Origin of the sequence: Microbispora sp. H11081 (genome assembly GCF_012999535.1) — a bacterium.
Classification (GTDB): domain Bacteria; phylum Actinomycetota; class Actinomycetes; order Streptosporangiales; family Streptosporangiaceae; genus Microbispora.
On sequence record NZ_JABBWV010000002.1, the window covers coordinates 590,659 to 605,769 of the forward strand.

A 15,111-nucleotide genomic window follows, 5' to 3' on the forward strand; every position below is an offset into this window, starting at 1 on the left:
CTCCACGACGAGGAGCGGGTCAGGGAGAGGAACGGGTCAGAGAACTGTACCGAGACGGCGGGTCCGCCTACCGTGCTGAGATGTGACTGTCTCCGCCGCCGCTTGGTTCGGCGGTACCTGCCCGACCTGTGGTGCGCCTGCAGCCCGCACGCGTGACACCACGGCCCACACGATTCGCGGCCATTCCGTCGTCCAATTGCGCCGGCTGTTCCGGGGCGACTACGACAACGAACGCTGCGCCGCCGGGTGCACCATCCCGCAGCCCACCGCGCTCTACGTGACTTGGGTGTGGCCGAACGAGGCGCTGGCCCGCGTTCCGGAGGACAGCGACGAATTGGTGCTGCGCCATCACGAGGCGTTCGCTCGCCTGCACGGCGCGGGTGAGCATGACGTCTTCCGCGACGGCGCCGAATTCAAGGTCGCCGTCGCCGGGCGCCTGCAGCGGCGGATCGAAGGGGTACTTCCCCTCCTGGGCGGCTCCGCCAGCGATCCGCTGACCGAGGAACAGTGGCGGCTGCTACGCGTGCCGACGTTCGCCGCACTGCTGGTGGCGCTGGAAGACGTCACGCCCTTGCTCCGATTACCTCCGGGCACCACCGAGGCCGACATCGCCCTCCTGCAGGCGCGCCTCTGGAGTTCGATGCCGCTGACGTGGGCCGCCTGGTCTCACGACGCTGACGATCTGGAGCTATCGGCCGAGCGTGACGCCTCGTTCTACATCGACGGGATGCCGGTCGTCGCGGGCGCGCTGGACGCGGCGGAGCCGGTGCTGGCCCAACTGGCGGACGAGGGGGACGACCAGACCCGTTACTGCGCCGAACTGAGCTGGGCGAGTGCGGCGCGCAATGCCGGGCGGTCCAGCCACCGGGCCGACAGCTGGGCGGCCGCCTACTTCGGGCAGGAGATCTCTCCGACCGGAACACGGTACGCGATCGACGCCGAGCGAGCGGAAGGGACGGTCGACCGCCCGTCGGCGGTGCGGGCAGCCCGCTTATGGCTCTCTTCGGCGGGGGAGCCCCGGATCGAGGCGGCAGCCCGCAAGGCCGGCCATCAGGATGTGGTGCAGGAGGCCCGGGGGCAGGAGGAGGTGGGCGAACTCTTCGGAGGCCGGGACCCCCGCGACCTCACGGCGGAGGAGCTGGAAATGGGGCAGCGCCGCATCCTGGCCCGGCTTGAGCTGGGCGTGGACGCCAGAACGATGGAGCGGGCGCGGCGATGGTGGTGCGGACCGCTGATCAGCCATCTGAGGCTCGACCTAGTGAACGAGATCGTCGTCGGCATGATCGAGGCGTTGGGCCCGTCGGATCCGTCGGCGCACGGCCAGGTGAGGCTTTGGTTCGCCACCCGGCTCGTGCTGGACGCCAGACTTCCGGCCCAGGCGCTGGAGGTGGTGGGCGAACGGGGCGAACCCTATGAGAGGGAACTCGAACCGCAGGTGCGCGGATCGCTGGAACTCGCGAGAGCGCGGGCTTTCGGCATGCTGGACCACTTCGACGACGCCTTCGCCTGCATCCGCCGGGCGTTCGAGGATTTGGAGCCGCATAGCGTCGAATGGTGGGAGTGCGCCTACACCTTCGCGCGGCTCCATCGGGACACCGGCTTCCCCGAGGAGGGGTTGGAAGCCCTGAAGGCCATCGCGGAGAACGCCCCGGTTCCGCAACGCGTCCTGGCCCAAGAGGCCGTTGGAACGACCCTGGTGCGCCTCGGCCGTCTCACGGAGGCGCTGGAGTACTTCCAGAAAGCCCTGTGGTGGGCGTTGCGGAATGATTCGCTGCTCGTCCCCAGCCTGGCGGCGGCGATCCTCCAGTCCTCGCTCATCCTGTACGGCGATGACATCATGGGCATGTCCCATCTGCTGGCCACCTGCCACCCGGAGGACGACCCGCTCGCCGCCCTGATGGAGGCAGCCGCCCTGGCGAACCGGGTCGCCACCGGAGACACCCTGACCCCGGCCGACCTCGAACGCGCCCGGCTGGTCTACCAGGCGCTGCCCTGGGTCGCAGCCAGGACCGCGAACGCGAATCCTCGGGAGCACCTTTCCACGCTCCAAATTCAAGCTCGTCTGGCCGAGGCGCTTGGCGATCACACCGAAAGCACGGCACACTGGGCCGCCCTTCTCCGTACGGCGCGGGAGACGGGCGCCAACCCCGGGGCTTCGGCATGGCTGGCGTTCGCACTCGACGCGGCCGGAAAGGGCGACCTCGACGGGATCAGGGCGAACGTGGACGCCGCTTACCTGGCGGCCTCGGCCGAGGCGGGCGGAACGGGCAGCCTCGCCGCGGTGATCGATTCGGGCCGGGTACACCGCCGCCAACTCGACGCGCTGACGACTGTGCTCCTCGATACGGCCGGCCCGGAGAACCTCCGGGCCCTCACTTATGTCGCCGAGGCGCGCCGGGAACTGGTCGGCTCGGGCGGCGCCCGGCCGGGCCCGCGTGAGTTGCTCGACGAGATGGTCCCGGAGCTGGACGGCAACGACCAGACCGTAGCCGTCCTGGAGTTTCTGGGCGACCGTGAACGGTCTCGGCCGGTGCTGACCATCCTGGGAGGCGCCGGCCCCATCCCGCTTGGGGGCCCGCCGCCCTGTGACGGGGAGAAGATCGCCGACGCCCTCCGCTATCGGCTCAGCAATTGGTATCCCGGTCGGCCGGGCGACGCGTTCGCGCATCCAGCCTGGACGCCGCTGGCGCGATGGGCCGACACGGAGGTCATGGGCCATCTGGCCGCTGTGGACCATCTGGTGGTCATCAACACCGGCCCGTTCGCCGACCTGCCCTGGCACGCCACGTTGTCTCCGGCCTGCCCGGTCTCCTATGTCGCGAGTTGGCGGCAGATCGCCGCCATCCTGATGCAGGCACCTCCGGACCGGCCGGTCACGGATCTCAAGGTCGGCCTGTTCACCGCGGTACGGCACCGCGACGCATCTGCGATCACCAGAGCGTTTCGGGAAGGCGAGGCACACGTGCTGGCGGGCCGTCCGCCTGTCATCCGGCTGACGGGGGAGCAGGCCGACCGGAGTGGGCTCGCCGACGTGCTCGCCAGCAGCGACGTCGCCTTCGTGCTCTGTCACGGCTACGCGCGGGAAGATGAGGGGGTGGGGCTCATCGTCTCGGCCGGCGGACGGCTCGCGGTGCGCACCTCCAGCGCCATCGCCAGCCGCTATGGCAGCCAGCACCGCTATACCTGGGCGGACGCCGCCGAACTGGACCGCTGCGCGGCTGTGCTGTTCACCGCGGCCTGCTCCAGCGGGCTCAGCCAAGCCCGAGGCGCCGGCCAGCGCGCGGGACTGCACGCCGCGCTGCGCCGCGCCGGACTGCGCGCCTTGGTCGCCCCGCGCTGGGACGCAGATCCCAGCACGGTCGCCATCCTCAGCCAGGCCTTCACCTCATGGGCCGCCGGAGACCACGGCCTGGCGGGGGCTCTCCACCAGGCGTCGGATCAGGCCGAGTTAGCCGGAATACCGACCTGGATTACCAGAAACCTCGCCGTAGAAGGAGATTGGCGTTGACGGAGCTCAGCCAGACGCTCAACGAACGGGCCGCCGACAGCGAGACCGTTCAGCGGGCCCTGACCTATTACCTCGCCGAATCCACCGACCTCAGCCCGCAGGAGATGCGCGCCGAACTCACCGCCGCGATCGGCGCCGGCGAACTGCGGGATCACCTTCACCGCCTGGAGTCCGACGCGCTGCTCCTCGACAACGCCGCCCTATGGACGCTGTCGGAAGCCTGGGCCGACGAGGGACCCGAGCGCGTCAGCACGATCCTCGACCAGGCCGAGGCCAAACTCAGCCTCGCCGAGACCGCGATCATCGCCGTGTCGGCCGTCTACGGCCTGCACCTACTCATCACCAAGGGTCGCTTGCGGACGATCAAACGTACCCGCAGGAACCCGGACGGGACCTTCACCCACAGCGAGGAGACGACCTTCGCTGATCCCACGGGCCTGTTCGGCAGTCTCATCAGCCAGCTGAGGAGAGGCGGCGCGGGCGAACTACCGCCGGGAGAGGGGGATCAGACCCCCTGACCCCGTCGTCCGGCATCCGGTCCCGGCGGGCCGGGGTTCCCAACGCCGAGGCGGTCACCGCGCACAGCCTGTGCGCCGGTCTCGGTCATCGCCGCGCACGGCCGCTGGGCGCCGAACTCCCCGGTGGTGCTGGGCTACATCCGCGCGGTGGACCGCCGGCGGGACAACGCGATGCGCAACGTCGGCCTCTGAACAGGGCAGCCGCACCAGACCAAAGCCCCGCCCCTTGCGAGGCACCATCTAGCTAGAGGCCGCCGTCGACGTTCAGCACGGCCCCGGTGACGTAGGACGCCCGGTCCGACAGCAGCCACGCGACCGCCTCGGCGATCTCCTCCGGCCTGCCGGGACGCCCCATCGGGATCCGCGCGGCCACCCTCTGCGCCCGTCCCGGCTCCCCGGCCCTGGCGTGGATGGTGGTGTCGATCGTCCCCGGGGAGACCGCGTTGACGCGGATCCCCGCAGGGGCGAGCTCACGGGCCAGGCCCACGGTCAGCGTGTCGACCGCCGCCTTGGTCGCGGCGTAGGCGACGTACTCGTGCGGGGAGCCGGTGCGCGCCGCGACGGAGGAGACGTTGACGATGACCGGGCCGTTCTCCCGCGCGGGGGCAGGGCGGGCCCAGCGCCGCGCCGCCTCCCGGCACAGCCGCACCGGCGCCATGAGATTCACCTCGACGACCCGCCGCAGGTCGGCGTCGGTCAACTCGGTGAACGGCCCGAGCCTGCCGGTCACCCCCGCGTTGTTCACCAGGCCCGCGACCCGGCCTGCCGACTCGGCCAGTTCGAACAGCCGCTCCGGCGCGTCCTCCTCGGTCACGTCCAGCCGTACGCCGCGGACGAGGGCGCCACGACGGCCGAGGTCGTCCTCGAGCGCTTTGGCGTCGGCGTCGGAGTTCGAGTGGGTGAAGACGACGCCGAACCCGTCCGCGCACAAACGCTCGACCGTGCACCGGCCGATCCCGCGCGTTCCTCCGGTGACGACGACGATCGGTCGGGAGGTCATCCGCTGGTCCTTTCTCCGTCGGTCCTGGCCGCGATCGCGTGGACGACGGCGGCCATGTCCAGGCCGGCGTGGCCGAGGGCGACGGTCTCGCCGAACAGCGCGTGGCAGACGTCCAGCAGCGGCGAGGCGATGCCCGCCTCCCGCGCGGCCTCGGCGATGAGCCGGTTGTTCTTCAGCACGTCGGCGATGGCGGCCTGGGCGGTGAAGTCGCGCGCGGCCAGCTTGACCGCCTTCACCCGGGACACGTCGCTGGCCATCTGGCCCGAGTTGAGCACGTCCACGAGCAGACCGAGGTCGAGCCCCTGGCGCTCGCCGAAGTGCAGCGCCTCCGCCAGGCCGGTGACCGTCGTGATCAGGAAGATGTTGACCGCGAGCTTGGTCAGCAGCGCGCTCGGCGCTGGCCCGCACACCACCGTCCTGGCGCACATCGGCGTGATCAGCGGGCGGACCTCGTCGACGGTGCCGGGCAGGCCCGCCAGCATCGCCACCAGCCGGCCCTGCTCGGCGGGCACCCGGGAGCCGGAGACCGGCGCCTCGGCGTACCGGCCCCCGGCCGCGAGCACGTCGGCCTCCAGCGCCGCCGAGTAGCCGGGCGAGGTGGTCCCCATGTGCACCACGACGCGGCCGGCGACGGTGCGCGCGAAGCCGGGCGTGCCGCGCTCCAGCACCGCGTCGATCGCGGCCTCGTCGGCCAGCATGAGGATCACCACCCGCGCCCGCCGGAAGACCTCGGCCGCGCTGCCCGCCACCTCCGCGCCCGCGGCGCGCAGCGGCTCGCTCCTGGCGGCCGTGCGGTTCCACACCACGAGGGGGGTTCCCGCGCGGGCCAGGTTGAGCGCCATGGGCTGCCCCATGATGCCGAGCCCGACGAAACCCACGTCCATCCGTTCGCCTCCCGCGCACGTCCCGCTGTCCGCTGTCCGGGGACCGTTGTAGCCGATGGCGCGGCGGCCGTCTTGAACGATTGTGCCCGCCCACGTCGCGGCGGGGTTCAGCCCCGGTGCCGGTGCAGCAGGAGCATGGCGGCGTCGTCGGAGAACGGGCCGCCGACGTGACGCAGCAGGTCCGCGCGCAGGCCGTCGAGGGCGCTCTGGGGATCGGCGCCGCGCAGCAGATGGGCCCGTTCCCTGAGCGGGTAGAAGCGGCCTTCCCGGTCCCGGGCCTCGACCACGCCGTCGGTGTAGAAAAGGATCTGGTCGCCGTCTCCGAAGGCCACCCGGTGCGGCTTCGGACGCGGCGAGCCGAGCGCGCCGAGCCCCAACGGGAGGGCCTCCTCCTGCGGCTCCGCGAAGTGGACACCGCCGTCGTGCCGCAGCACGAGAGGCGCGGGGTGCCCGCAGTTGAGCAGCGAGATCTCCGCGTCGTGGACCTCCGCCACGATGGCGGTGACGAACTTCTCGCCGCTCAGGTGCCGGGCCAGGCTTGTCTCGACCCGCTCGACCACCGCCGCTAGCTCGGACTGGTCGTAGGCCGCCTCACGGAAGGCGCCGACCACCCACGCCGCGGTCTCCACCGCCTCAAGGCCCTTGCCCTGCACGTCGCCGATGAGGATGCGTACGCCTTCCGGGGTCGTGACCACCTCGTAGAGGTCCCCGCCGATCTGGGCCTCGGCGGCGGCGGAGGTGTAGGAGAGCGCCACCCGGAGGTCGCCCGCGCGGCGGGGGACCGGGCGCAGCAGCACCCGCTGGGCCGCCTCCGCGACCAGGCGGACGTCGGCCAGTTCGCGCTCGCGCCGGTTCCTGAGCCTGCTGGCGAGCATGCTCGCCGCGGTCACGCCGATGATCGCGGCGATGGTGAGGTTGTTCTGCGGTTTGCCGAGCAGGCCGTCGTAGACGGCGAGGGGGAGGCAGATGACCAGGGCGAGCACCCCGACCATGGCGGTGCGGCGCACGCCGCCCGCGACCGAGGCGAAGGCCGGGCCGAGGGTGAGGAGCGGCAGGAAGCCCACACCGGGGCCGGTTATCAGGTCGACGACGACGACCAGGAAGATCGCGATGAACGGCAACACACGCAGGACGCTCTGCGAACTCATCGCGACTCCATTGCCGGCCCCCACGTCAGCACACGAACCCTTTCCTGATGGCTTAACTCCTTCCCGCGTTGCGCGCGGCGCACTCCCCGTCGCAGGGGCAGGAAGGCGTCGTTTCCGGACCGGTCAGCCATGACACGACACACCCCAGGTGATCACCACGAGACCCGACGTTACTGGAATTCGTGACGTGCCGGTTGACGAGGCCGGGCATCGGACGAACCCGACGGTCCGTCACGGCAGTTCCGCGAAGCGTTCGACCTGCTCCGTACGGCCGGAGACGATGATGACGTCGCCGTAGCCGAGCTCGGTCTCGGCGGTGGCGTAGGTGAACTCCTCGCCCGGCCGCTTGACCGCCACCACCGTCACGCCGTACTTGCGGCGCAGGCTGGACTCGCCGAGGGGGACCCCGACGTACTCCTTGGGCGGGAGGGTCTTGGCGAGGGCGAAGTTCTCGTCGACCTCCATGTAGTCGAGCATGCGGCCGCTCACCAGGTGGGCCACGCGCTCGCCCATGTCGTGCTCGGGGAAGACCACGTGCTGGACGCCGATCCGGCTGAGGATGCGGCCGTGCTGGCGGCTTACGGCCTTGGCCCAGATGTCGTCGATCTCCATCTCCACCAGCAGCGACGAGGTGAGGATGCTCGCCTCCAGGTCGCTGCCGATGGCGCAGACCGCGCGGTAGAAGTCCGGCAGGCCGAGCTGGCGCAGGGCCTCGGGGTCGGTCGCGTCGGCGGTGGCGATGTGGGTGATCTGGCCCGCGAGGCTCTGCACCACCTTGGGACGGTGGTCGATGGCCAGCACCTCGGTGCCGCGCCGGACCAGCTCCAGGGCGAGCGCGGTGCCGAAGCGGCCGAGACCGATCACCGCCACGGGGTCGTTCCTGATGTCAGCCAACGATGACGTCCTCCTCCGGTAGTTCATAGCGGCGGCCGCGCTCCTTGAGCGCGAGTGCGGAGCCCAGCGTGAGCGGGCCGATCCTGCCGACGTACATCAGCAGGGTGAGCAGCACCTGCGCGGCGGCGGAGACGTCGGAGGCGACGCCGACGGACAGGCCCGTCGTCCCGAAGGCGGAGACGACCTCGAACAGTACCCGGTCCAGGGAGTGCGGGGTGAGCACCAGCAGGACGTAGGTGAACAGCGCGACCAGGCTCACGCTCAGCACGGTGAGCGAGACCGCCTGCCGCTGCGCGGCCTCGGTGAGGCGGCGGTGGCCGATGTTCACCCGGCTCTCGCCGCGAAGCTCCGCCCAGACGATGAACGCGAGCAGGCCCAGGGTGGTGACCTTGATGCCGCCCGCGGTGCCCGCGCTGCCGCCGCCCACGAACATCAGCAGTTCGGTGACCAGCCAGCTCGAGGGGTGCATCTGCGTGATGTCGATGCTGTTGAACCCGGCGCTGCGCGGCATGACGGCGGTGAAGAAGGAGGCGAGCAGCTTGGTCTCGTCGTCCATCGGGCCGAGCGTGCGGGGGTTGGTCCACTCCGTGAGGAGGAAGACCAGCGTGCCGCCGGCCAGCAGGACGGTGGTGACCGCGAGCGTGATGCGGGTGAGCAGCGACCAGCGTCCAGGGCGGCGCCACGCCCTGCGCAGCTCGAACACCACGGGGTAGCCGAGCCCTCCCACGATCACGGCCGCCGCGACGGTCAGGCAGATCCAGGGGTCGGCGGCGAACCTCACCAGGCTGTCGGGCCACAGCGCGAAACCCGCGTTGTTGAACGACGAGACCGCGTGGAAAAGGCCCAGATAGAGGCCGCGCCCGACGGGCTCGCCGTAGCCGAGCACGAACCTGAGCGTGAGGACGGTCCCCACGACGGCCTCGCAGGTCAGGTTGAACACGACGACCTTGCCCACCACGCGCCGCAGGTCCCCGGCGTTGAGCACCTTGGCCTCGGCCTGCGCCGACAGCCGGGCGCGCAAACCCAGCCTGCGGGAGACGAGCAGGGTGAAGACGGTGGCGAGGGTCATGATGCCGAGACCGCCCACCTGGATCAGCACGGCGATGACCACCTCGCCGAAGACCGACCAGTGCGTGGCCGTGTCGACGACCGTCAGCCCGTTCACGCACACCGCCGACGTCGCGGTGAACAGCGCGGTGACCCAGCCCGCCGGCTCGCCCGAGGTCGTGGCGAGCGGACTGGACAGCAGGGCGGTCCCCAGGAAGATCGCCACGCCGAAGACCGTCGTGATGACCTGTGCCGGATGGTGGAAGCGCCCGAGCATGGCCCAGAACATCCTCATGGCCGCCGCTCCGTGCCCTCGCCGACGTCCCCGCCGCCCAATGCGCGCCCAGAGCGGGCGGGGCGCGGGAGCGCTGTCCTGGGGATCACCGGAAACCTCCGCAGGGGGCGATGCGACGACGTCGCCGACCCGACTTCCCGGCGCACGGCAGCCTACCGTAACAGCAGATTCCGGTCAGGCACCTTGAAGCGCGACAGCGAACGGGCCGCCGGGGGCGAACGCGAGGCGCGCGAAGTTGAGGGCGATGCGGCGGTGCCCCTCGGGCCCCGGATGGACCTCGTCGGGCAGCGGCAGCTCGGCGTAGTCCGCCTCGCCGTAGAGGTCACGGCCGTCGAGGTAGTGCAGGTTCGGATCTTCGGCCGCCCGCTGTGCGACGATCCGGGCGAGCAGGTCGCGGATGACGTTGAGCGTCAGCCGCCCGGCGGCGCGTTCGGCCGGGTCGCCCGTGGCCTTGAACCGCACGGTCCCGCCGTCGAAGTCCGGCGCGAGGGGGCCGGGGGTGTCCTCCTGGACCGGGCAAAGGATGGAGGACACGACCAGCAGCGGTGTGGCCGGATGCCCCTCCCGGATGGTGTCGAGGAAGCCGTGGACCGCTGGGACGAAGGTGCGCACGCGCATCGCGTCGCTGTTGACGATGTTGATGCCGATCTTGACGCTGATCAGGTCCGCGGGGGTGTCCCGCATCACGCGGGCGGTGAACGGGTCGAGCAGCGCGCTGCCGCCGAACCCCAGGTTGACCAGCTCCACCCCGCCCCGGGCGGCGGCATGGGCCGGCCAGATCGCGGTGGGGTGGGCGGCGTTCGAGCCGTGACTGATGGAACTGCCGTGGTGCAGCCATACCCTGCGCCCGCTGTCCGGCGCCGGCTCGACCGGGGCGTCGGTGCGCAGGGAGATCAGTTCGGTGATCTCCGTATGGGGAAGCCAGATCTCGACGTCCTTGTCACGCGCGGGCAGATCGGCGAACCGGGCCGTGCCGGGAGGCCCTTCGCGCAGGTCGGCGGACTGCGTGGCCAGGTCGATCGTGCGGACGTTGCCGCCGGTCACGGTGGCCTGGGCGGTGAGGCGGCCGTCGGCGAGCAGGTCGTAGACGCCGTCCGGCGGGGCAGGCAGGCCTCGATAGGCCCTCTTCGTGCGCAGCGTGTCCAGTTCGACGACGGTGGCCCGGGTGCGGAACGCCAGCCGTACGCCGGACGGCTGGGCCTCGGCGATGGCCAGTTGCTCGTCGGGGATCTGCCGGCGAGCCCACGCGGGCAGCCGGTGCGGGAGCAGGCCGTGCGCCGTGCGTTCCACGTCGAGGGCCCCGCGCAGGATGTCTGGGGTTACGGGGGTGGTGATCCACTCGTGCTCGATGCTCATCACCTCAGCCTGCCGGTCGGGATTCGCGTTCGGGGGCGCCGGTGCCGCTCGTGGTGCCGGGGACGGCCCGGTTCCGCAGCAGGGCGTCGAGGGAGTCCACGACCCACGACCACGACTCCTCCGTGTCGACGGCGGTGTGGGCGAAGCTCCCGGCCATCTCCAGGCTGACGTAGCCGTGGAAGACGCTGCCCAGCATCCTGACCGCGTGTGTCTGGTCCGGCTCCGCCAGGTCGTAGCCGCGCAGGATCGCCCGGGTCATCTGCGCGTGCCTGACGCCGGCGCTGCGGGCCGCCGTCTCCGGGTCGAGCCTGAGCCGGGTGGCGTCGTAGCGCCCGGGATGCTCATGGGCGTAGTCGCGGTAGGCGTCCGCGAAGGCGGCCAGGGCGTCCTTGCCCGCGCGCCCGGCCAGCGCGTCCGCGACCCGGCCGGCGAGCTCCTCCAGGGCGAACAGGGCGATCCTGGTCTTGAGGTCATGCGAGCTCTTGAGGTGCGAGTACAGGCTCGCGACCTTGACGCCGAACCGCCGGGCGAGCGCCGAGACCGTCACCTGCTCGAAGCCGACCTCGTCGGCCAGTTCCGCTCCCGCCTCGACCAGGCGTTCCGTGGTCAGCCCCGCGCGTGCCACAACCGCCTCCCTTTCGCCTGAAGGGATTATGAAGTCGCCTACAGGTTTTAGGCAAATATGCGGTGCTAGCGAATATCATGTCGCTCGATATATCATGCGGGTGTGACAGCAGCACGGGCGATCACGGAGCCCGCCTTCCTCGTTCTCACCGCACTGGTCGACGCGCCGCGGCACGGCTACGGCATCGCCCAGGAGGTCGAACGCCTCTCCGAGGGGCGAGTCCAGCTCAAGATCGGCACCCTGTACGGCGTGCTCGACCGGCTCGCGGCCGACGGGTTCGTGGCGGCGGACCGCGAGGAGGTGCGGCAGGGACGGCTGCGCCGCTACTACCGCCTGACCGACGAAGGGGCGCGAGCGCTGGAAGAGGAGGCCGTACGGCTCGCCGACAACGCGCGCCGCGCCGTCGAGCGGTTGCGGCTCAGGCAGGCGGGAGGTTTCGCATGAGCGTGCTCGAGGAGCGTTACCGGCGGTGGCTGCGGCTGCTGCCGGCGTCCTATCGGGCCGAGCGCGAGGAGGAGATGGTCTCGGCCTTCCTCGAAGGCGCCCGCTCCGGGCGGGCGGGCCACGACGACCAGCACCCGCGCCTCCTGGAGATCGCCAGCGTGGCCGCGCTCGCGTTGCGGCTTCGGCTGGGCGGCCCCGGGTCGCCGCCCGGGTCCTACCTGTGGGGCGAGTCGGTCCGCCTGGCCGCCCTGCTCGGCCTCGTCTTCTGGACGATGATCGGCTCTCTGTACTTCGGGCAGGCGGTGCTCACGTACGCCGTCCCCGCGGACGCGCTTCCCGACGGGGTCATGGGCATCGGCGACGCCGGGTCGCCGGAGCGCGGGCGGCTCGTGCTGGCCGAACTGTCGTCCCTGCTGTGGGCGGCCGGTCTCGGCGCGCTGGTGTCCGGCCGTCACCGCGCGGCCAAGGCGGCGGCCCTGGCGGCTCTGGTCGTGCCGCAGGTGCTGGTTCCTCCGTTCGCCGGGGGGTGGGACAGCGCGGCGCGGTGGGCCTGCTCGGTCCTCCCGGCCGTGGTCACGGTGCTGGCGCTGGCGCTGGGACACCACCGTGACGCGCCGCCGTCCCGCCTGCCCGCGCGGCGGGCCGTGCGCGTGCTCGCGTTCCCGGTCGCCGTGGGCGTCCTGCTCGCCGTGGTCGTGGGCGTGCTCGGCGCGGCGACGCGGGCGGGGGCCGGCCCCGCAGGGCTCCTCCTGCAGGCCTGGATGTGGCTCGACCCGACGGGACTCGCGTGCCTGTCGCTGCTCGGGGTGACGGTGTGGTGCGTCGCCCGGCGGGCCTCCGGGCGGGCCTCCGGGCGGGCCGCCGTGCCGCAGGCGCCTGCCGCGGCGATCCTGACCGTGCCGGTCGTGCTCGCCCGGGCGGGCACCCTGCCCGCGGACATGACCGGCGTCATCGGTCTCGCCGCGACCCTTCAGCTGGTCGTGCTCCTGGCGTGCGGGCTCACGCTCGCCGCCATCGGCATGCGGGCGCTGCGGGCGGCGGGCGGCGGCCCGTCCGCCGCCCGGGGCACCCGTCCCGCCGACGCCGGCTAGGGAGCGTCTGACACGACCTAGCGGCGGGACCAGTCGACCTGCCGGGGCTCGGAGCGCCACGGTGTCGTCGCGGGGCGCGCAGGTCGCGTGGGTCGCGCGGACCGCTTGGGCCCCACGGGCGCGGTGGCCGCCGACGTGGCGACGCCGGGCTCGTAGCCGCGGGCCGACGCGGTCACCCGTACGGACAGCCGGGCGCCGCGGTCGCGGCCCGTGACGTGGTGGGTCCGCCCGGTCGCGCCCCTGATCTCCGCGCCGTCGCGCAGCCACTGGTAACGGATCCGCTTCGGCGACGGCGTCCAGGCGCCGGGGGACGCGGTCAGCGTGCGGCCGGCCTTCGGGACCCCGCGCACGACCGGGAGAGCGGTGTTGACCACCGCGACCGGCCGCGGGTCGTGGGTGTCCACGTCTGCCGCGCGGACGAAGACCTGCCGGTGGGCGTACCACAGCTGGTAGTAGCGGTCCTGGCCCTTGAGGTCGGTGCGGTCGCCGGGGGCCGACCCGTCGAACGTCGACGCCCGGTAGTAGTCGGTGACGATGTCGTCGTCGCTCACGGCGTACGCCTGCCCGGGCGGGATCGTGTACTCCAGCGGGGAGACCGCCTGCACCGGGATGCCGGTGCCGTCGTACGCCGCCGCCTCCGGATAGGCCCTGCCGTAGACGGCGGCGGGGGTGGCCGCCCCCGCCTTCACGGTGACCGTCCTGGCCGACGCGGGGACCACGACGGGCCGCTCGGCGGGGTTGCGCAGCCACGCCAGCGAGCCGGCCCACCACACGCCCAGCCAGTCGCCGAGCACCTGCGCGACGACGAGCTTGTGGCCGGAGACGACGCGGGCGCTGATGTCGCTGACGTACGTCGTTCCCGCCTCGCCGGTGGGTTTCCAGCCGGGGTCGGCGGCGAGCGGCGCGGTCTCGGACGGCGACTGGTATAGGGGGACGAAGTTCGTGCCCGCCCCCGCGACGCACTCCGGCGACGGCGGCGACGCGGCGGCGCAGCCGGTGAGCGGCCGCGGGTTGTCGTGGTAACCGGTCCGCACCTCGACCACGTCGCCGGGCGAGACCAGGGTCGTGGCCGCCCTGTCGCCGCCGATCGGCGCGCCCAGCAGTTCGAAGTAGTGGTCCCAGTCCCAGTAGGGCCCCGGGTCCCAGTGCATGCTCTTGGTCGTGCCGAGGGTCGTCCCGGGCACCTGGTCGTGGCCGATGACGTGCGCCCGGTCGAGCGGGATGCCGTATTTCGCGGCCAGGTGCCTCACCAGCGCGGCGGAGGTCTGGTACATCGACTCGGTGTACCACCCGGCGCCGCCCGCGAAGCCCTCGTGCTCGATGCCGATGGAGTGCGCGTTCACGTACCAGTTGCCGGCGTGCCAGCCGACGTCCTTGGCGTCGAGGTGCTGGGCGACGTGGCCGTCGGCGGAGCGGATCGTGTAGTTCCAGGCGAGGTACGTCGGGTCCTGGACGAGCCGCACCGAGGGGTCGTAGTAGCCCTCGGTGTCGTGGATGACGATGTAGCGGAGCTTCGGCCCGCCGGCCCCGGTCCGGTCGGCGAGGTCGTGGTTGCCGTAGCGCGTCGTGTTGTCCGGGTCGGCCGGCACGTGCTTGGCGTACGGCGCGGGGATCAGCTCGCAGCCGAGGCCGGGCGGGCAGTCGGCGGCGGGGTCGGCCGCCTCCGCCTGCGGGGGGAGCGCGACCGACTCGTCGGCGGCGAGCGTCACGGTCTGGCCGTCGGAGGTGACGCGGCTCTCGCCCGCGCGCAGGGTCCGGTAGACCTGGTGGGCGAAGTCGTGCTTCGCGCCGAACCGCGCCACCGCGTCCCGCCAGGAGCCCAGGTCGCCGCCGCCGTCGTGGTAGGACGCCAGGAGCGCCGCGCCGCCGCAGATGTTGGCGTTGGGCTCCCGGCGCAGCCGGTCGGCCGGCAGCCCGGTCAGCCCGGACGCCGCCGCGATCTGGCTCCGCGTCCCCGCCGCCGGGCCCTTGCCCGCCCCGTCTCCCGTCACCGGCATGTCGTCGCTCAGGTCGAACACGCCGTAGCCGCCGTCGGAGCTGGGCCTGCCCTGGTGGTCGTCCCAGCGGGACAGCATGTACGACACGGCCTTCAGCAGCGGTTCCGGTGCGCCCGTCGCCCGTGCGGCCTCGCCGAAGGCCGCCTCCCGCGTCGGCGCCGACAGCGTCGCGGTGCAGGACACGGGAGGCGCGACGCCGTCCGCGGCACGAACCGCCGGCACGGCCGGCAGCAGCATCGCGGCGACGGCGCCCGCGACGGCGGTGGTGCGCAGTGAGAGTCTCACGTGTGCGACCCCTTCTCGG

General features: G+C 72.3%; 12 protein-coding genes. 4 read left to right on the top strand and 8 right to left on the bottom strand.

What is annotated here, in order from left to right; all coding sequences use genetic code 11:
- Positions 1 to 82: 82 nt before the first annotated feature.
- On the top strand, positions 83 to 3,508 hold the full coding sequence (locus HHX31_RS35560; RefSeq protein ID WP_169946506.1) for a CHAT domain-containing protein: 3,426 nt from the start codon (positions 83 to 85) through the stop codon (positions 3,506 to 3,508).
- Positions 3,505 to 4,026 (top strand): hypothetical protein, encoded by a 522-nt coding sequence (locus HHX31_RS07795; RefSeq protein ID WP_169946508.1) that lies wholly within the window; start codon positions 3,505 to 3,507, stop codon positions 4,024 to 4,026. The genes HHX31_RS35560 and HHX31_RS07795 overlap by 4 nt, the downstream gene beginning before the upstream one ends.
- Positions 4,027 to 4,270: 244 nt before the next feature.
- Here HHX31_RS07795 and HHX31_RS07800 read toward each other — a convergent pair whose 3' ends face one another.
- The 7 genes from HHX31_RS07800 to HHX31_RS07830 all read right to left on the bottom strand — a co-directional run bounded on the left by HHX31_RS07800 (position 4,271) and on the right by HHX31_RS07830 (position 11,275).
- Positions 4,271 to 5,026 carry an SDR family NAD(P)-dependent oxidoreductase gene (locus HHX31_RS07800; protein WP_169946510.1) on the bottom strand — a complete coding sequence of 252 codons (756 nt, stop codon included), beginning with the start codon at positions 5,024 to 5,026 and terminating at the stop codon, positions 4,271 to 4,273.
- Positions 5,023 to 5,910 (bottom strand): NAD(P)-dependent oxidoreductase, encoded by an 888-nt coding sequence (locus HHX31_RS07805; RefSeq protein ID WP_169946512.1) that lies wholly within the window; start codon positions 5,908 to 5,910, stop codon positions 5,023 to 5,025. Before HHX31_RS07805 ends, HHX31_RS07800 begins: the two co-directional genes overlap by 4 nt.
- Before the next feature lie 107 nt (positions 5,911 to 6,017).
- Positions 6,018 to 7,058 carry a PP2C family protein-serine/threonine phosphatase gene (locus HHX31_RS07810; RefSeq protein WP_169946514.1) on the bottom strand — a complete coding sequence of 347 codons (1,041 nt, stop codon included), beginning with the start codon at positions 7,056 to 7,058 and terminating at the stop codon, positions 6,018 to 6,020.
- Between the two features lie 231 nt (positions 7,059 to 7,289).
- Positions 7,290 to 7,952, bottom strand: coding sequence for a TrkA family potassium uptake protein (locus HHX31_RS07815; RefSeq protein WP_249345697.1), 663 nt, complete (start codon positions 7,950 to 7,952; stop codon positions 7,290 to 7,292).
- On the bottom strand, positions 7,945 to 9,288 hold the full coding sequence (locus tag HHX31_RS07820; protein ID WP_396710576.1) for a TrkH family potassium uptake protein: 1,344 nt from the start codon (positions 9,286 to 9,288) through the stop codon (positions 7,945 to 7,947). The genes HHX31_RS07815 and HHX31_RS07820 overlap by 8 nt, the downstream gene beginning before the upstream one ends.
- Positions 9,289 to 9,468: 180 nt before the next feature.
- Positions 9,469 to 10,650 carry a GDSL-type esterase/lipase family protein gene (locus HHX31_RS07825; RefSeq protein ID WP_169946520.1) on the bottom strand — a complete coding sequence of 394 codons (1,182 nt, stop codon included), beginning with the start codon at positions 10,648 to 10,650 and terminating at the stop codon, positions 9,469 to 9,471.
- Between the two features lie 4 nt (positions 10,651 to 10,654).
- Positions 10,655 to 11,275 carry a TetR/AcrR family transcriptional regulator gene (locus HHX31_RS07830; RefSeq protein ID WP_169946522.1) on the bottom strand — a complete coding sequence of 207 codons (621 nt, stop codon included), beginning with the start codon at positions 11,273 to 11,275 and terminating at the stop codon, positions 10,655 to 10,657.
- Between the two features lie 102 nt (positions 11,276 to 11,377).
- Between HHX31_RS07830 and HHX31_RS07835 the strand changes: the two genes are divergently transcribed.
- The gene (locus HHX31_RS07835; protein ID WP_311931650.1) at positions 11,378 to 11,719 is read left to right on the top strand and encodes a PadR family transcriptional regulator; all 342 of its coding nucleotides are present in this window, start codon (positions 11,378 to 11,380) and stop codon (positions 11,717 to 11,719) included.
- The gene (locus HHX31_RS07840) at positions 11,716 to 12,810 is read left to right on the top strand and encodes a hypothetical protein (RefSeq protein WP_169946524.1); all 1,095 of its coding nucleotides are present in this window, start codon (positions 11,716 to 11,718) and stop codon (positions 12,808 to 12,810) included. Before HHX31_RS07835 ends, HHX31_RS07840 begins: the two co-directional genes overlap by 4 nt.
- Positions 12,811 to 12,827: 17 nt before the next feature.
- Here the strand turns inward: HHX31_RS07840 and HHX31_RS07845 are convergent, their stop codons facing one another.
- Positions 12,828 to 15,092 (bottom strand): N-acetylmuramoyl-L-alanine amidase, encoded by a 2,265-nt coding sequence (locus HHX31_RS07845; protein WP_211589381.1) that lies wholly within the window; start codon positions 15,090 to 15,092, stop codon positions 12,828 to 12,830.
- Between the last annotated feature and the right edge of the window lie 19 nt (positions 15,093 to 15,111).